A 16,198-nucleotide genomic window follows, 5' to 3' on the forward strand; every position below is an offset into this window, starting at 1 on the left:
GGCTGAGAATTGACGGCGTCTGAACACCGCCATGATATGCCGCCCCTCAGGGCATCACCAACTTTCGCGCGTTACTCGGCTCCATCCGCCAACTGTCCCTCAGCATCCCGGCATCGATGGTCTCATAGCCAAGATCGCGGAGAAACGCTGCGACGCTTTCCTTGGCCTCCGCATCATCTCCGGCGACCGGCAGTGCCGATCCGGTGCCCGCGTTCAACAGCAGATGCGGTGCGTCCTGATTGTTCAGTGCCTTGATGACATGCGCGCCCGGCAGCTCTCGCTGCACCATTTCGGCCGAGGTCATCTCGCCATCGTCAAGAACCGCGATCTGGCTCTCGCGCATAGGATAATAGTTCATCATATCGATGATGATCCTGCCGTCGAAATCCTTGGCCGGCAGTCGAGACAGTGCTGTCAATGGTATGGCCAGGACCACGATGTCGGCGGCCTGCACCGCCTCCACCAGCGAAGCCTCTCTGGCATTCGGACCGAGTGTCCGAACCTGATCCTCCAGTGTCGCGGCACCGCGCGAGTTCGTCAGGATAACGTCGTGGCCGCGCCGTGCGGCCAAAGTTGCGACCACGCCACCGATGCCGCCAGGTCCAATGATGGAAACTTTCATGATATTGCCTTTCGTTGTTCGTACAACGGGCAAGATAAGCTGGCTTGTGATTCACAATAATGGCATAAAAATGGAAGTCATAATTCCTGAATGAAGAATAATGGACAGACTATCCAGCGTCCGTGCCTTCTGCACCGTTGCAGAAACCATGCAGTTCCGGGCGGCGGCCCAGAGACTCGGCGTCTCACCCCAAGTGGTGACACGCCTCATTGCCGAGCTGGAACGGGAGCTTGGCGAACCATTACTGATGCGGAGCACCAGACAGGTCCGACTGACGGCATTCGGCGAGAGTTGGCTGCCGGGTGCCGCCCAGCTCGTTGCTGACAGCGAACGGCTTTTTCTGCCGGCCTCGGCAGCGCGGGAGATCCGGGGGCTGGTCAGTGTCACGGTCCCCGATTTTCCGATCATGGGTTCTGTTCTTGAGGATCTGCTGGACCGGTTGGTGGAGTTCCCTGATCTGCAATTGGACTGGCGCGCCAGCATCGCTCGGGCTGAGCCGGTGATGGAACGCGTTGATCTGGGCGTCCGTGTCGGACCGCTCAGCGACAGCGGCCTGATCATTCGTCAGGTCGGCAAGACGCGCGACCGCATCGTCGCGTCACCTGAACTGATCGCGCGCCATGGTCTGCCGCACTCCCTTGATGACTTGCACGACAACTTTCCGCTCAGCGTGATCCTCAATCCGAATACCGGGCGGCCATGGCCCTGGTATCTGAGAGCCGACTATCATTTTCACCCCCAACGACCGCGGATCGTCGCTGGGTCGGTAGGCGCGCACCTGTCCGTTGCCCTGAAGGGGATCGCCATCGGTGCAATACAGGAAATCGTTTGCCAGCCCTACCTTCAGTCGGGTGCCTTGGTCGAGATCCTCGCCGAGGAAGAGCGCTTGAGTTGGCCACTCTATGTCTGGCGGCAACAGACGGCCGTCACCCAGCCGAAGGTGCGTGTGGTGTTCGACACCATCGTTGACAGCCTGCAACGGCGATTATCCGGAGTTGGTGAGCACCGATCTTGATCATGCGCGCGTGGGCTTCGAACCAGCGCCGCGACGTGCCATAGCCGGAGTCTCTCCATTGCCACCGTTGAAAACCGGTAACAATGCGGTCACCGCTACTGTCGTCCGAGCCTCCGTGATGTCGTGAGCACACAAGGACCGATCTTACCGCGTCTCGAATTTCCGCCAGAGCGGGGTGCCATGATAGAGCCATGGACGATAGAGTACGCGGCGCGGGTCGGGCGCCTGAAGTGATTTCGATCCCGCCTTCGGCACATCAGCCCCAAGCCGCATGGCCGGCGTGCGAAGGATTGGCGCCGTGGCTCGCCGCTTCGGAACAGGGATCGTTTCACTGGAACCCGGAACCCTGATCGATGACGCGCCCCGATCGACCACCATGCTGCTCCCGCCCTTCGCGCCCGGGCCGACATATTGCCGGGCCTCGAACCAGTTGTAGTAGACCCGATAGATATTCAGCAGCGCGATCAGGACCGCCGGGTTGAAGACCGCGCCGTTGATATAGGCGGGACCGTTCCTGGACCCCTTGCCGCCCGCACGCCCGGTCGGACTGGTTCGCATGCGCAGTGAGTTCATGAAGGCGGAAACAGGTTGCAGCGTCGACCGCAGCACGCGCCGGGACAGGGCCGCGCGCAGATCCGGGTCCATGATGTCCTGGTCGAAGGCCATGCCCTTCATCTGGCTGCGATATTGGCTACGAAGCACAGGGAAGCCAATGACCTTCTCGGTCTCGCCGAAGTGCTGCACCGGCGACCGCACCCAGATCTGAGGGAACTGACTGGACTGGAAGTTCGCGATGCAGAAAGGCGACGCGTTGCGCTGACGATCGGTGTGAACGGCCGTCGTGAGCCCTTGGGCGCAGAATTGCTCGAGCAAATCGTAGTCTGTCACAGATGCGCCTTGCGGACGTGCCGCGCTGGCCTTGAACCGATGGAGACCCGCCTTGAAGTCGGCGATTCGCGCCGCGCTCTTCGGGACCGAAGCCTCCTTGTCGAAGGAAATCACGAACCACTCGAAGCGGTCCTCCGCGATCATGTCACGAAAGACGTGGGGAACCACACGCACCATCGCCGCTTCCTGCTCGCCGACCAGTGTGATCTTTCCGGTCGGCAGCATGTCGCGCAGGCAGGCGAGATGCGCGGCCTTCGTATAGGTCGGCTTGACCAGACCGCCCTTGAAGCTGCTGCGATTGTCGCGGTTGGTTTCCTGGAACCCGAAATATCGATGCCGGATGTCGTCGAGAAGCGCCCGTCGGGCCGTGGCATGGTCGAGGCGTTCCTGAACCTCCGGCGGCAGCACCAGACCCAGTGGAATCTGATCTTCGTAGGCCAGCTCGAGCCGATCGGTGAAGACCCGCCAGCTGCCTTCGGCGCTGGCGAACAGCATGGCTTCGTCGAAGCGCCCGGTCGGGCGCTGAAAGCCGAGCAACGGCGCCGTGAAGGTCTTGCCGGATGCCTGGGTATAGGTGTTCCGGATATTGGCCGGCTGGCCAGCCTCATCCAGATAGCTGCGCTCGACCAGTTCGACCGCATCGACCCGCGGATCGAAATTCGCATCGATCCGGAAGACATAGCCACTGCGAATGTCGGCCGAGACAGAGAACAGCAATGGAGTGAGGCGCCGATCCGTCCTGCTTTCCCAGTTGACCGAGATCGTGACATCATCATGGGCGATCCGCATGTGACTGAACCGCCCGGAGGCCTCGAAACCAGACTTCCATTCGCGCAGCTTGGCACGCTCAAAGGCCAGCAGGGTCTTCTCCAGCCAGAAGATGCGGCTATAGACCCGACTGACGCCGATTTGCTTTCCGGTGTCGGGATCTGCCAGCAGGCGGCGCAGGTCGTTGATGCTGGCCCCGTTGACCAGGGCCCGCAGGATCCTGACATTGTCGCGCTGGACCTGCTGTGCCTGATGATCCAGCGACACGGATATCCGAGCCCCAGGCTTGCCCTTGCAGGGGCGATGGATGATCCGAAATGCCGAAGGCTTGGCTTTGCGCCGATTGCCGCCGGCCTTGAGGGTCCCATGGGCGCCGTTGAAGACGAACTCATCCGGGCGCTCGAGATATCGCACGCCACAGGCGCCGCAACTCGGCCCCGTCAACAGACCGTTGATCGTTTGCAGCCGATCTTCCTCGTCCAGAAGATGCTGATTGGAGAGAACGTTGAAGGAAACGCCGCACTGCCCGTTCCCCCGTTGATGCTCACAGACCATGGAGCGGCCATCTTCCCAGATCACCGGTTCCTCGGCGTATTCGAAGGCGTCGGAGGTCCGGCTGTTCTTGGCGCTACCGTTGAGCCTGTAGCTGCCTCGGCCCATCGCGAGCGCTGGTCGTTCAGTCGCCGCGAGTTGCTTTCGAGCGCCTGCGCCGAGTCCCCTGAATGTCGGTAGCGAAAAGTCGGGTGCCAGCCCATAGTTGCCGCAATCAGGATCGCCGCAGGTGTTGAGGTTGATCTTTGACGGAACCGCAGGATAGATTGCCTGCAATGACAGTTGCTGAATGCTCTTGACCACGCGATCTCCGATCTTTCGTTGTGTCAAGAGCGCCCCCGAGCCGATCGGGAGCTTGGCCATTTCTGGCGAAACCGAAATCCCGAAACGATTTTTCTACAATGTGTTGCCGCGGGACAATTCTCCCGCGTGTCCCCTGAATCCTCTCTGAAAAAGGTTAATAAAAAACAAACGCCTGCCGAGAAAAATCTCGGCAGGCGCGAAGGTCATGTCCCAAAACCCGGAATGCGTCAGGGCCGCCCGGCGGGTTTTTTCATGGCCTCTTCCAGGCGGGCGCAGGTCGGTCCTCGCACGTCTTCTGATATCGCAAACGAGAAAGGGCTGGCACAAGGCCAGCCCCTTTCGAAATCCCTAAAGGAATTTCTATCCCGATTACGAGTCGTCGTCGTCCGAAGCGACGGCAGCGATCACGCCCAGCAGCAGCAGGGCGGGAACAACCAGGCCGGCGTTCGACGAAGCGGGCTGTTCTTCAACAACAACCGGCTCGACTTCGACGACGGGGGCGACATAGCCACCGGCCAGCGCCGAGGTTGCGGTCAGGCCGAGGACGGCGGCGAAAGTAGCAAATTTGGTCATGATCATGCTCCGTTTCATTTGACAGATGCCGTCACCGGCAACATCGCTGCGACAGTCGCATAAACCCGGGTCTTTGAAAAGCCGGGTCATTTCAGAATCCCGGCGGGTTTGCGCCCACTGTTGCATATTCGCCAACACCATCAAGACTGCTCTGGTTCCGCCGATTCTGCCACGATTTCGGACCGTTGCATTCTTGCACTAACCGCGCCGCAGGATCGCGCCAACGGCGAAGAACAGGGCCGCCGCGACCACGATCGAGGGACCTGCGGGGGAATCCAACCGCAGGCTGGACCACAACCCTGCGGCGACTGAAAGCGCCGCAAGCCCGGTCGCAATGATCGCCATCTGCTCGGGCGTCCGCGACCACGCGCGGGCAGCGGCGGCCGGAACGATCAGCATGGCCGAAATCAACAGCGCGCCGACGATGCGGATGGCCACGGCGACCACTAGGGCTAGTGCCACTGCGAGAATCAACCGCTCCAGGCGGGTGTCGATGCCGGCGGCCATGGCCAGTTCCTCGTTCACGGTGGCGCTGACCAGCTGCTGCCAGCGCCATATCATCAGCGCCAGCACCACCAGCGCCCCGCCCCAGATCCAGATCAGATCGATCCGACCGACCGCCAGGATATCGCCGAACAGAAAAGCCGTCAGATCGACCCGCAGGTCGGGCACGAAACTGGCCGCAACCAGGCCCAGGGCCAGCGCGGAGTGCGCGGCAACTCCCAGCAGCGTGTCCATCGCATGACCGCGCCCGACCAGCGCCGAGACCATTAGCGCCATGGCCAGCGCCACCGCCAGCGTGCCGGCATAGATCGAAACGCCGAAGGCAAGGCTCAGCGCCACACCGAGAATCGCCGCATGGGCCGTCGAATCACCAAAATAGGCCATCCTTCGCCAGACCACGAAGCAGCCGAGCGGCCCTGCCGCCAGCGCCAGCCCGAACCCCGCAAGCGCAGCGCGGACAAGGAAATCGTCAAGCATGATGATGGTCTTTCGCGTAGTCATGGCCATGGGGGTCCTGCCCCTGATCGCCGTGTGCATGATGGGCATGGCCAAGCGGGTGATCGTGTTCATGGTCGTGATGGTGCTGATACAGCGCCAGCGTGCCCTCGGACCCCGCCCCGAACAGGGCACGATATTCGGGCGCGCCGCTGACTTGCTGGGGCGTGCCCTCGCAGCAGATATGGCCATTGAGGCAGAGCACCCGGTCCGAGGCCCGCATCACCACCAGAAGATCATGGCTGACCAGCAGGATGGCCGCGCCAGTCTCGGCCCGGATCTCCTCGATCAGCTTGTAGAAACCGACGGTCCCAGGCTGATCCAGACCCTGCGTCGGCTCGTCCAGAACCAGCAGCTGCGGCTGCGACAAAAGCGCGCGTGCCAGCAGGACGCGCTGGAATTGGCCGCCCGAGAGCTGGGTGATCTGCTGGCGCTCGACGCCGTCGACCCCAACGCGCTGCAGCATCGCCCTTGCCGCCGAATCGCTGACCCGATGTGGCAGCGACAGGAAACGCCGCACGGTCATCGGCATGGCTGTGTCGATATGCACGCGCTGCGGCACATAGCCGATGCGCAGCCCGGCCTGCCGCGTCACCTGACCCGAGGCGAGCGCCACATGGCCCAGAAGCGCGCGGACCAGCGACGACTTGCCCGAGCCGTTCGGCCCGACCACGGTCACAATCTCACCCGGCGCGATGCTCAGATCGACGCCGCTCAGCACCGGCTCGGTGGTGCCGGTGCGATGGATGGTCAGGCCATCGGCGCGAATCAGCGGGGTCATTCCGGCCTCTCCGCTGCGGCGCAGGCGTCGCAGAGGCCAAGCGCCTCGACCGTCATCCGCTCGACCGAGAAGCCGACGCCAACCGCCGCTGCGCGCAGCGCGCTGCGGATCTCGGGCGCGTCGGCCTCGGCCACCTTGTTGCAGGCGCGGCAGATCAGGAAGGCCGGGGCGTGGTCATGGCCTGGGCTGAGACATGCGGCAAAGGCATTCAGCCGCTGCACTCGATGCGCCAGCCCATGCTGAACAAGGAAATCCAGCGCCCGGTAAGCCACCGGCGGCTGGCTGCCAAAGCCTTCAGCCCCCAGCCGTTCCAGCACTTCATAGGCGCCAAGCGCGCGATGGGTTTCCAGCAGGATCTCCAGCGTGCGGCGGCGCACCGGGGTCAGGCGCACGCCTTGAGCGGCGGCCAGATCATCGGCCGCCTGCAGCGCCTGCGCGCGGCAGGTGCTGTGGTCATGCGAGGCAAAGGCGGTGGCCGCGTCATCCGCGGCGTGATTTTCGACAGACATGAGTTATCTCATAACATTACGGTTGACTTGTGATGTTATTACATTCAGGCAGAGGGGTCGTTCAACCCTTTCCTGCTTACGGACCCTGCAATGCGCTTTCTGCCCATCGCCTCTGCCCCGCTTCTCATTGCCCTCGGCGCCGCCTCCGCGACTGCCGACGTGCCCTCGGTGATCGCGGATATTCCCGCCACCGGCTCACTGGTGCAGCAGGTTCTGGGCGATCTGGGCGAGGTGCGGGTGCTGCTGCCGGCAGGCGGGAACGAACATCACCACCAGATCCGTCCCTCGGATGCCGCCGCGCTGCAGGATGCCGGACTTCTGGTCTGGATCGGCCCCGACCTGACCCCTTGGCTGGCGCGGTCCGCCGATTCGCTCAGCAGCGGCGTCTCGTTGCGGCTGATGGACCTGCCCGAGACAAGCCTGCGCGCGCTTTCAGATGAAGATGATCACGACCATGCGCAAGAGGACGAACACGCGCACAGCCCGACCGACCCCCACGCCTGGCTTGACCCGCAGAACGGAAGGACCTGGCTATCGGCCATCGCCGGCGCACTGTCCAAGGCCGATCCCGAGAACGCCGCGACCTATGCCGCGAATGCCCAAGCAGGCGTGGCAAAGATCGACGACGCGGCGGAGGCCGTGACCGCGCAGCTCTCCCCTTTCGCACAAGATCGCTTCGTGGTCTTTCACGATGCCTATGGTTATTTCACCGGGGCCTTCGGCCTTGCCCCGGCGATCCCCGTGGCGCTTGGCGATGCCAGCACGCCCTCGGCCGCGCGGCTGTCGGCGATTCGGGACAGGATCACGGCGGAACAGGTCAGTTGCGCCTTTTCCGAGGCCGGGCATGACCCGTCGCTGATCGAGTCCCTGATTTCAGGCACCCCGATTCGTGCAGGCGAGGCACTGGACCCGACGGGCAGCGGGCAGCCGATGGGGCCCGCGCTTTATCCGGCGATCCTGACCGGCATGGGCGAGACGATCTCGGCCTGTCTCGGCCAGCCGGAGTGACCCTGGCAGGCGCGGAAAGGCCGGAGGAATAATACCCGACTCTTTTTCTTTGACATACCCGACTAATCTTGTCAGGTTGTGGTCAGGCCCAATGTCACGCCCTCACTCACGAAGGACAGAATCATGACCGCGACCCGCCCTGCCGAGTTTTCCCGCCCCGGCGTCTCCGTGCTGAGCCGTCTGCCCGCGCATGATGCCGAGCTGCTGACTGCCGGCGGCAATCAGGCACTGATCGTGTTGAAGGATCAGGTCTATCAGCTGCGGATCACCCGGGCGGGCAAACTGATCCTGACAAAGTAAGGCTCAGCCGCGCGGTGCGCGCGGCTTGCCACCACCGGGACGGCCGCCGCCGGGTTTTCCACCACCGGGACGCGGCCCCTTGCCCGCAGCCGGTCGGCCTTTCCCGCCGGCCGGGCCGCCCGAGAAGCCGCCCTTGCGCGGACCACCGGAGTTGAAACCATCGCCACGCGGCTTGAAACCACCCTCGCCGCGGGGTTTGAACCCCTCACCGCGCGGCTTGAAGTCTCCCTCGCCACGCGGTTTGAAACCGCCTTCACCGCGAGATTTGAACCCACCTTCGCCACGCGGCTTGAACCCACCCTCACCACGGGGCTTGAAGCCGTCATCGCTGCGGTCGCGTTTCACCCAGGGTTTCTTGTCGCCATCCTCGCGCCGGGCGAACGGCTTGCGGTCGCCCTCTTCGCGCTTGGCCCAAGGCTTGCGGTCGCCATCCTCACGCTTCGCCCAAGGCTTGCGGTCACCATCTTCACGCCGGGCAAACGGCTTGCGATCACCCTCTTCACGTTTGGCCCAAGGCTTCCGGTCGCCGTCTTCACGCCGCGCAAACGGTTTCCGGTCGCCATCCTCGCGCCGGGCGAACGGTTTGCGGTCACCATCCTCGCGCTTGGCCCAGGGCTTGCGGTCGCCGTCCTCACGCCGCGCAAACGGTTTCCGATCACCGTCCTCACGCTTGGCCCAGGGCTTGCGGTCACCGTCCTCACGCCGGGCGAACGGCTTGCCGCCGTCGCGGCGCTCGCCCCGGTCGTCGTTGCGGCCAAAGGGTTTGCGCTCGCCATCGGGCTTGCCGAAGCGCGGCTTGTGCTCTCCATCCGCAGCGGACCGGCGCGGGCCGGACTCGGCACCACGGGAACGGAAGTCGCGCGGCTTCTCGTCCTCGGTCTCACCGGTCAGAAGCCCGCCCAGCTGGTCGCGCAGCACCTTGCGCTTCACCTCGCGGACCTCGTTCTCCTCCATGCCGGTCAGCTTGAAAGGGCCATAGCCGATGCGGATCAGCCGGTTCACCTGCAGGCCGATATGGGTCATGGCGCGGCGGATCTCGCGGTTGCGGCCCTCGCGGATGCCGACGGTCAGCCAGGCATTCGCGCCCTGCTGGCTGTCGAGACGCACCTCCATCGGCTGGAAATCCTCGCCATCGATGGTGACGCCCCGGCGCAGCGGGTCAAAGGTCAGGTCGGTCGGCGTGCCGTTCACCCGCACGCGGTAGCGGCGCAGCCAGCCGGTCGCCGGCAGTTCCAGCCGCCGCTTCAGCTCGCCATCATTGGTCAGAAGCAGCAGCCCTTCCGAATTCAGGTCCAGCCGTCCGACGGTCATCACCCGGGGCAGATCGCGGGGCAGAGCGTCGAAGATCGTCTGCCGGCCCTTCTCGTCGGCTTCCGACGTGACCAGCCCGACCGGCTTGTAATACATCCAGAGCCGCGTTTCCTGCGGCGCGTCCAGAGGTTTGCCATCAACGGTAATGCGGTCGGTGGGACGCACGTCCAGCGCGGGCGAGGTGATCTTCTCGCCGTTCACCGTCACCCGGCCCTCGAGGATGATCCGCTCGGCATCGCGGCGGCTGGCCACGCCGGCGCGGGCGATGACCTTGGCGATGCGGTCCACATCGGCGGGTTTTTCGGAATTGGTGTCGGGGGTGTGGTCGTCGGTCATGGCGATCTCTCCTGCGCATCACTGCGATGGTTTTGGTTAAGCTGGCGGTCATACGCCTCAGGATGGCGAAAGGGAAGCGGATTGCGCGTCGCAGGGGGCCGCGTCACGTCACGGGCATCTTGCGGCGCGCGCTCGCTCGGGCCAGAACACGCCCATGCACCGCTTTACCTCGCATATGGATCAGGCCCTGGCCGAGGCCCGCGCCGCCGCGCTGCGCGGCGAGGTGCCGGTGGGTGCGGTGCTGGTCGATCCCTCGGGCCGGGTGGTGGCCGCCGATGGTAACCGCACGCGTCAGCTGTCGGACCCCACCGCCCATGCCGAGGTCCAGGTCATCCGCGCCGCCTGCCGCGCCGCCGGTTCGCAGCGCCTGCCCGGCCATGCGCTGTGGGTGACGCTGGAGCCCTGCCCGATGTGCGCCGCCGCCATCTCGGCCGCGCGGATCGAACTGCTTTACTATGGCGCCGACGACCCGCGCATGGGCGGCGTTGCCCATGGCGCGCGGGTCTTTGACCATCCGCAATGCCACCACCTACCGCAGGTCTATGACGGCATCAACGCGGGCGATTCGCGGGCGCTGTTGCAGGCCTTCTTCGCCGAGCGGCGTTAGATCAGACCAGGGCGGGCGGCTTTACATCGCGCCACGCCCGCCTAATCTGCAAGGCAGGCAAGGCCGAGGAGGAGTTTTCCGATGCCAATACCCGTCAGCCTGACCGTAGACGGCAAGCCCGTCACGCTGTCGCTGGACCCGCGCGTCACCATCCTCGACGCGCTGCGCGATCATCTGGGGAATTTCTCGGCCAAGAAGGGCTGCGATCACGGGCAATGCGGGGCCTGCACGGTGCTGATCAATGGTCGCCGGGTGCTGTCCTGCCTGACCCTCGCCGTCTCGCAGGACGGGGCCGAAGTTACCACGGCGGCGGGGCTGGGCCTGCCGGGCGACCTGCACCCGATGCAGCAGGCATTCATCGACCATGACGGGCTGCAATGCGGCTATTGCACCCCGGGGCAGATATGTTCCGCTGTTGGCATGTTGGCCGAGGCGCGCGAGGGGATGGCCAGCCATGTCACCGCCGATCTGAGCGCCCCGGTCAGCCTGACCGATGACGAGATCCGCGAGCGCATGTCGGGCAATCTCTGCCGCTGCGGTGCCTATGCCAACATCCTGACTGCGATCCGCGAAGTCGCCGGGGCGGACAGATCATGACCCCGTTCGCTTACACCCGCGCGCAAGACCCCGCCGATGCCCTTGCCCAGCTGACCCCGGGCAGTCATTTCCTCGCCGGCGGCACCAATCTTCTGGACCTGATGAAGCTGGGCATCGCCCGACCGGCGCAGCTTGTCGACATCAACCGCCTGCCGCTCGACCGGATCGAGGAAACCGGCGCGGGCGGCCTCAGGATCGGCGCCATGGTCCGCAACAGCGATCTGGCCTCCCATCCGCTGATCCGGGCGCGTTATCCCTTCGTGGCGCAGGCGCTGCTCGCGGGGGCTTCGGGGCAGTTGCGCAACATGGCCTCGACCGGCGGCAATCTGATGCAGCGGGTGCGCTGCGTCTATTTCCAGGACCTGACCACGCCCTGCAACAAGCGCGATCCCGGCAGCGGCTGCCCGGCGCGCGAGGGGTTCGGGCGCTACAACGCGATCTTTGACACCGATGGCGACTGCATCGCAGCCCACCCCTCCGACCTCTGCGTGCCGCTGGCGGCGCTGGAGGCGGTGGTGGTGGTGCAGGGTCATGCGGGAGAGCGGCGGATTCCCTTTGCGGATTTCCACCGGCTGGCCGGCGACACGCCCGAGCGCGACAGCACTCTCGCCGAGGACGAGTTGATCCTTGCCGTCGAACTGCCCGCCCTGCCCTTCGCCGCCCGCTCGCACTATCGCAAGATCCGCGAACGCGCCTCTTATGCCTTCGCGCTGGTCTCGGTTGCGGCGGCGCTGGAGATGCGGGACGGGGTGGTGCAGGACGTCCGGCTGGCGCTTGGCGGCGTCTCGCACAGGCCGCACCGGGCGAAATTGGCCGAGGCGGCGCTGCGCGGGCAACCCGCGACACGGGAAAGCTTCCTTGCCGCCATCGAGGCGGAGCTGGCCCCGGCCCGGGTCACGGAAGCCAATGCCTACAAGCTGCCGATGCTGAGGAATGCGGTGGTGGCGGTGCTGGCCGATCTGGCCGGTCTTGGTGAAATCGGTCTTGGCGAAGGAGTCCGGCCATGAACCGCCCCAATGATCCGCAATCGGTCGGCGCGCCCCGCCGCCGGGTCGAAGGCCCGCTGAAGGTCAGCGGCACGGCGCCTTATGCCTATGAACATCCCTCAGCGAACCCGGCCTATCTCTGGCCACTGACCGCGCCGGTCGCGCGGGGCGAGATCGCCGAGATCGACAGCAGCGAGGCCGAGGCGCTGCCCGGCGTCCTGCTGGTGATGACCCATCTGAACGCGCCCCGGCTGTGGCTTGGGAATGATGCCTCGCTGAAGATCCTGCAATCGCCCGAGATCGCCCATCACGGCCAGTTCATCGGCGCGGTCGTGGCCGCGGATGCCAACACCGCGCGGCAGGCGGCCGACCTGGTTCGCGTCTCGATCACCCCCGCGTCTTTCGAGGCCACGTTCCACCCGGACGGCACGGGTTCCACCGTCCCCCGCAAGGTCGGCGGCAGCCCCGGCGAGATGACGCGCGGCGATCTGGGCGCGGCAGAGGCGGCGGCACTGCATCGCGTGGATCAGGCCTACAGCCATCCGATCCATCACCATAATCCGCTGGAACCCCATGCCCTGATCGCGCAATGGCGCGATGACCGCAGCCTTGACCCGCGCAAATGCAGGCTGACCATATGGGACGCCAATCAGGGCGTCCTGCCCTCGCAGGCCTATCTGCCGCCGCTCTTCGGCATCCTGCCGAACCAGTTGCGGATCATCGCGCCCTATACCGGCGGCGGTTTTGGCGGCAAGGGGCTGCCCTTGCCGCATGTCGTGCTGACCATCCTTGCCGCCAAGATGCTGCGCGGGCGGCCGGTGAAATACGCCATGACCCGGCGGCAGATGTTCGCGACAACCGGCCACCGGCCCGAAAGCGCCAACCATATCCGCCTGACCGCCGATGCCGAGGGCAGGCTTCTGGGCATCGAGCATGAGGTAACGGCCCCCACCGCCCGGCTGAAGACCTATATCGATGCCTCGGCGGGCAGTTCGAAATCCTTCTATGCCGCGCCGGCCTGCCGCACGCTCTACCGCAGCCAGACACTGGACATCGCGCCCGCGACCTTCATGCGCGGACCGGGCGAATTCACCGGCATGTTCGCGCTGGAAACCGCGATGGACGAGCTGGCCCATGCCTGCGGGCTGGACCCGATCGAGCTCAGGCTGCGCAACGAACCCGAGACCGACCCGGCAAGCGGCAAGCCGTTCAGCACCCGCAACCTGACGGCCTGCTATGCCGAGGGCGCGGCTGCCTTTGGCTGGTCGGCGCGGCAGGCGAAGCCCGGCCAGCGGCGCGAGGGCGAATGGCTGATCGGGCTTGGCATGGCGGCGGCGGTGTTTCCGCATGTCTACATGCTGCCGACCCGCTGCCGCATCCGCTTCAAGGGCGGGCGGTATCAGGTCTCGCTGGGGGCCAGCGATATCGGCACCGGCGCCTGGACCATCCTGCCGCAGATCGCCGCCGATGCGCTGGCGGTGCCGATCGAGCAGATCGCGCTGGAGATCGGGCGCACCGGCCTCAGCCTCGCCATGGTCGCGGGCGGCAGCGCCGGCACCTACAGCTGGGGCGGCGCGATCATCCGGGCGGCCGAGAAGTTCCGCGCCAAGCATGGCGAGGCCCCGACAGAGGGCGCGCAGGTCGTGGCCGGAGGCGGCCCGCCCAAGGGCTACAAGAACTATTCGATGCACGCCTATGGCGCGCATTTCGCCGAGGCTCGGGTGAATGCGGTCACGGGCGAGGTGCGGGTGCCACGGATGCTGGGCGCCTATGCCGCCGGGCAGATCATCAACCCGATCACCGCGCGCTCGCAGATGATCGGCGGCATGACCATGGGCATCTCGGCTGCGCTCTTCGAGGAAAGCGTGCTCGATCCGCGTTTCGGCCATGTGGTGAATGCCGATTTCGCTGGCTATCACATCGCCTCCCATGCCGATATCGGCCAGCTCGACGCCATCTGGATCGACGAATTCGATCCCTGGTTCGGGCCGACCGGCGCCAAGGGCATCGGCGAGATCGGCATCGTGGGCGTGCCGGCCGCGATCGGCAATGCGATCTTCAACGCCACCGGCATCCGGTTGCGCGACATGCCCTTCACGCCCGACAAGCTGTTGATGTCCGGAGCGCTGACCCCATGACCCTCATCGCCCTGCCCGCCGCCGGTGCCATGGGTGCAGGTCTGGCCCGCATCCTGACCGCAGAGGGCGCCACCGTGCTGACCCGGACCGAAGGCCGCAGCGCCGCCACCCGCCAACGCGCCGCTGATGCCGGCATGACCGAGGCCACGCTGGCCGAGATGGCAGCGGCCGAGCTGATCCTTTCGGTGGTGCCGCCAGCGATCGCCCGTGAGACAGCCGAGGCGTTGATGGAGGTGCTGCCGCCCGGCCATCGCCCGATCTATGCCGATCTGAACGCCATCAGCCCGGCGCGTATGGCGGAAATCGCGGGACTGGTTGAAGGCGCGGGGGCCCGGATCGTCGATGGCGGGATCATCGGGATGCCACCTGCGGCGGACGGCGCGAAGCCGCCGCTGATCTATCTCTCGGGCGAGGCGGATGACGCCGCCGCGATCATGTCGCGATACGGGCTACCTGTTCAGGTGATGTCCGGCGGCATCGGCGAAGCCTCGGCGCTGAAGATGTGCTATGGCTCGATGACCAAGGGTCTGACCGGGCTGATGGCTGCGATGTTCCTCGCCGCCGAGCGCGCCGGGATCGGCGCGGCGCTTCACGCCGAATTGTCCCGCAGCCAGCCGCAGCTGCTGAAGCGGGCCGAGGGGGCGTTGCCCGACATGGTCCCCAAGGCCTATCGCTGGGTGAACGAGATGGAACAGATCGTCGATTTCCTTGGCCCCGACCGGCCGGAATCGCAAGTCTGGCAAGGGCTTGCCGGGCTTTACCAGATGATTGCCGATGACCGGCAGGGTGAGGCGGAGCAGATTGCCCGACTGCAGGCATTCCTAGACAGGGGGCGCTGATCACCCCGAGGTTGCGGTTGTCTTGCATTTTCAACTTCTTGCGGCGACCTGGCTACCGGGCTACCCTCGGCGAAATCAGCGGTGGTGATGTCGAGGGCAATGATGAAGGGTATTTCGCGTAGAGATGGGCCGCGCCTGCCCATGACCAGGCGGCAGTTCTCGGCCACGGCGGTAGCGGCGGGTCTTGCTGCATCTGCCGGGCTGGCGCGTGCGCAGCAACCGCTGCCGATCCTGCGCATTGTCGAAACCGGCCACAGCCTGACCGACGGTGTCATCGAACCCCTGCGCGACATGATCAACGCCGCAGGAGGCCGGGGAACCGAGCTGGTGAAATCAACCATCCCCGGCAGCCCGATGCAATGGCGTTGGGAACACCCGGCCGACCCGGACATACTGCAGCCAGAAGTCATGGCCGGTTTCGACCTCGTGGTGAATACCGAACGGGTGCCGCTGTCGAACACGGCGCAATGGCATGATTCCTCCGGCTATGCGCTGAAATTCTTCGACCACGCTTGGAAAAATGGTCGCGACGGCAAGGGCGCAGCCAGCATTCTCTATGCGACTTGGGTCGAGGTCACCAGTGGACCGGGCAACGAAAACCCGGACAAGGATCCCGATGCCGAGATCCCCTTCCGCGAGCGCCTGGACCGCGAGGCCGTAGGCTGGGAACAGATCCTCGACCATGTGAACCAGAACCGCCCGCAGGGCTCGCCTGAAATGAAGCTGATCCCCGGAACCCGGATCATGGCGGCCGCCTTTGACGACATCGCCGCCGGAGCCGCGCCGGGCCTGACCGAGATGAAGCAGCTGTTCCACGACACCATCCACATCAACCTGCTGGGCAATTACATGATCGCGCTGGCGCATTTCGCGGTGATCTATAACCGCGATCCGCATGGGCTGCCGCATGGCGTGCCCAACAATGGCGGACCAAGCGCCGAACAGGCCGCCTGGATGCAGGATCTGGTCTGGCGCGTGGTGACAGCCGATCCCAAGGCCAGAACCGACGGCAGTGGCAAGCTGGATTACTGATCCCAATTCCTGATCTCCACGAACGAAATCCGCA

16 protein-coding genes are annotated in these 16,198 nt (G+C 65.2%); 9 read left to right on the plus strand and 7 right to left on the minus strand.

Features of this window, described 5'->3' with window-relative positions:
- Window positions 1–46 precede the first annotated feature (46 nt).
- Complete coding sequence (locus Q1A36_RS10015) at window positions 47–655, minus strand: NAD(P)-binding domain-containing protein (protein ID WP_299842989.1); 609 nt, start codon at window positions 653–655, stop codon at window positions 47–49.
- A gap of 67 nt (window positions 656–722) precedes the next feature.
- Here Q1A36_RS10015 and Q1A36_RS10020 point away from each other — a divergent pair, with 67 nt between their 5' ends.
- A complete protein-coding gene (locus tag Q1A36_RS10020; protein WP_299842992.1) occupies window positions 723–1,637 on the plus strand; it encodes a LysR family transcriptional regulator in 915 nt (304 codons plus the stop codon).
- A 144-nt stretch (window positions 1,638–1,781) separates the two neighbouring features.
- Here the strand turns inward: Q1A36_RS10020 and Q1A36_RS10025 are convergent, their stop codons facing one another.
- The 5 genes from Q1A36_RS10025 to Q1A36_RS10045 form a co-directional block, all read right to left on the minus strand.
- Window positions 1,782–4,208, minus strand: a complete 2,427-nt coding sequence (locus Q1A36_RS10025; RefSeq protein WP_299842995.1) for a hypothetical protein — start codon at window positions 4,206–4,208, stop codon at window positions 1,782–1,784.
- 309 nt (window positions 4,209–4,517) lie between these two features.
- Window positions 4,518–4,727: a hypothetical protein gene (locus Q1A36_RS10030; RefSeq protein WP_299842998.1), complete on the minus strand. Its 210-nt coding sequence runs from the start codon at window positions 4,725–4,727 to the stop codon at window positions 4,518–4,520.
- A 192-nt stretch (window positions 4,728–4,919) separates the two neighbouring features.
- The gene (locus Q1A36_RS10035) at window positions 4,920–5,702 is read right to left on the minus strand and encodes a metal ABC transporter permease (protein WP_299843608.1); all 783 of its coding nucleotides are present in this window, start codon (window positions 5,700–5,702) and stop codon (window positions 4,920–4,922) included.
- Window positions 5,695–6,501 (minus strand): metal ABC transporter ATP-binding protein, encoded by an 807-nt coding sequence (locus Q1A36_RS10040; RefSeq protein WP_299843000.1) that lies wholly within the window; start codon window positions 6,499–6,501, stop codon window positions 5,695–5,697. Before Q1A36_RS10040 ends, Q1A36_RS10035 begins: the two co-directional genes overlap by 8 nt.
- Window positions 6,498–7,010 carry a Fur family transcriptional regulator gene (locus Q1A36_RS10045; RefSeq protein ID WP_299843003.1) on the minus strand — a complete coding sequence of 171 codons (513 nt, stop codon included), beginning with the start codon at window positions 7,008–7,010 and terminating at the stop codon, window positions 6,498–6,500. Before Q1A36_RS10045 ends, Q1A36_RS10040 begins: the two co-directional genes overlap by 4 nt.
- A 90-nt stretch (window positions 7,011–7,100) precedes the next feature.
- Here Q1A36_RS10045 and Q1A36_RS10050 point away from each other — a divergent pair, with 90 nt between their 5' ends.
- Both Q1A36_RS10050 and Q1A36_RS10055 read left to right on the plus strand, forming a co-directional pair.
- On the plus strand, window positions 7,101–8,018 hold the full coding sequence (locus Q1A36_RS10050; protein ID WP_299843007.1) for a zinc ABC transporter substrate-binding protein: 918 nt from the start codon (window positions 7,101–7,103) through the stop codon (window positions 8,016–8,018).
- Window positions 8,019–8,141: 123 nt separating this feature from the next.
- Complete coding sequence (locus tag Q1A36_RS10055) at window positions 8,142–8,318, plus strand: hemin uptake protein HemP (protein ID WP_101753830.1); 177 nt, start codon at window positions 8,142–8,144, stop codon at window positions 8,316–8,318.
- A 3-nt stretch (window positions 8,319–8,321) separates the two neighbouring features.
- Here Q1A36_RS10055 and Q1A36_RS10060 read toward each other — a convergent pair whose 3' ends face one another.
- Complete coding sequence (locus Q1A36_RS10060; protein ID WP_299843012.1) at window positions 8,322–9,965, minus strand: pseudouridine synthase; 1,644 nt, start codon at window positions 9,963–9,965, stop codon at window positions 8,322–8,324.
- A 154-nt stretch (window positions 9,966–10,119) separates the two neighbouring features.
- On the opposite strand from Q1A36_RS10060, the gene Q1A36_RS10065 reads away from it, so the two are divergent.
- From Q1A36_RS10065 to Q1A36_RS10090, 6 genes are all read left to right on the plus strand, one after another.
- Window positions 10,120–10,572: a nucleoside deaminase gene (locus Q1A36_RS10065; protein ID WP_299843015.1), complete on the plus strand. Its 453-nt coding sequence runs from the start codon at window positions 10,120–10,122 to the stop codon at window positions 10,570–10,572.
- An 87-nt stretch (window positions 10,573–10,659) separates the two neighbouring features.
- Window positions 10,660–11,169, plus strand: coding sequence for a 2Fe-2S iron-sulfur cluster-binding protein (locus tag Q1A36_RS10070; RefSeq protein ID WP_299843610.1), 510 nt, complete (start codon window positions 10,660–10,662; stop codon window positions 11,167–11,169).
- Window positions 11,166–12,176, plus strand: coding sequence for a xanthine dehydrogenase family protein subunit M (locus Q1A36_RS10075; RefSeq protein WP_299843018.1), 1,011 nt, complete (start codon window positions 11,166–11,168; stop codon window positions 12,174–12,176). Before Q1A36_RS10070 ends, Q1A36_RS10075 begins: the two co-directional genes overlap by 4 nt.
- Window positions 12,173–14,293, plus strand: a complete 2,121-nt coding sequence (locus Q1A36_RS10080; RefSeq protein ID WP_299843021.1) for a xanthine dehydrogenase family protein molybdopterin-binding subunit — start codon at window positions 12,173–12,175, stop codon at window positions 14,291–14,293. The genes Q1A36_RS10075 and Q1A36_RS10080 overlap by 4 nt, the downstream gene beginning before the upstream one ends.
- Window positions 14,290–15,132 (plus strand): NAD(P)-dependent oxidoreductase, encoded by an 843-nt coding sequence (locus Q1A36_RS10085; protein WP_299843023.1) that lies wholly within the window; start codon window positions 14,290–14,292, stop codon window positions 15,130–15,132. Before Q1A36_RS10080 ends, Q1A36_RS10085 begins: the two co-directional genes overlap by 4 nt.
- 141 nt (window positions 15,133–15,273) lie before the next feature.
- Complete coding sequence (locus tag Q1A36_RS10090) at window positions 15,274–16,164, plus strand: hypothetical protein (RefSeq protein WP_299843025.1); 891 nt, start codon at window positions 15,274–15,276, stop codon at window positions 16,162–16,164.
- Window positions 16,165–16,198: the final 34 nt, after the last annotated feature.

The sequence above is a fragment of the uncultured Paracoccus sp. genome, assembly GCF_947487305.1.
In the GTDB taxonomy this organism is placed as follows: domain Bacteria; phylum Pseudomonadota; class Alphaproteobacteria; order Rhodobacterales; family Rhodobacteraceae; genus Paracoccus.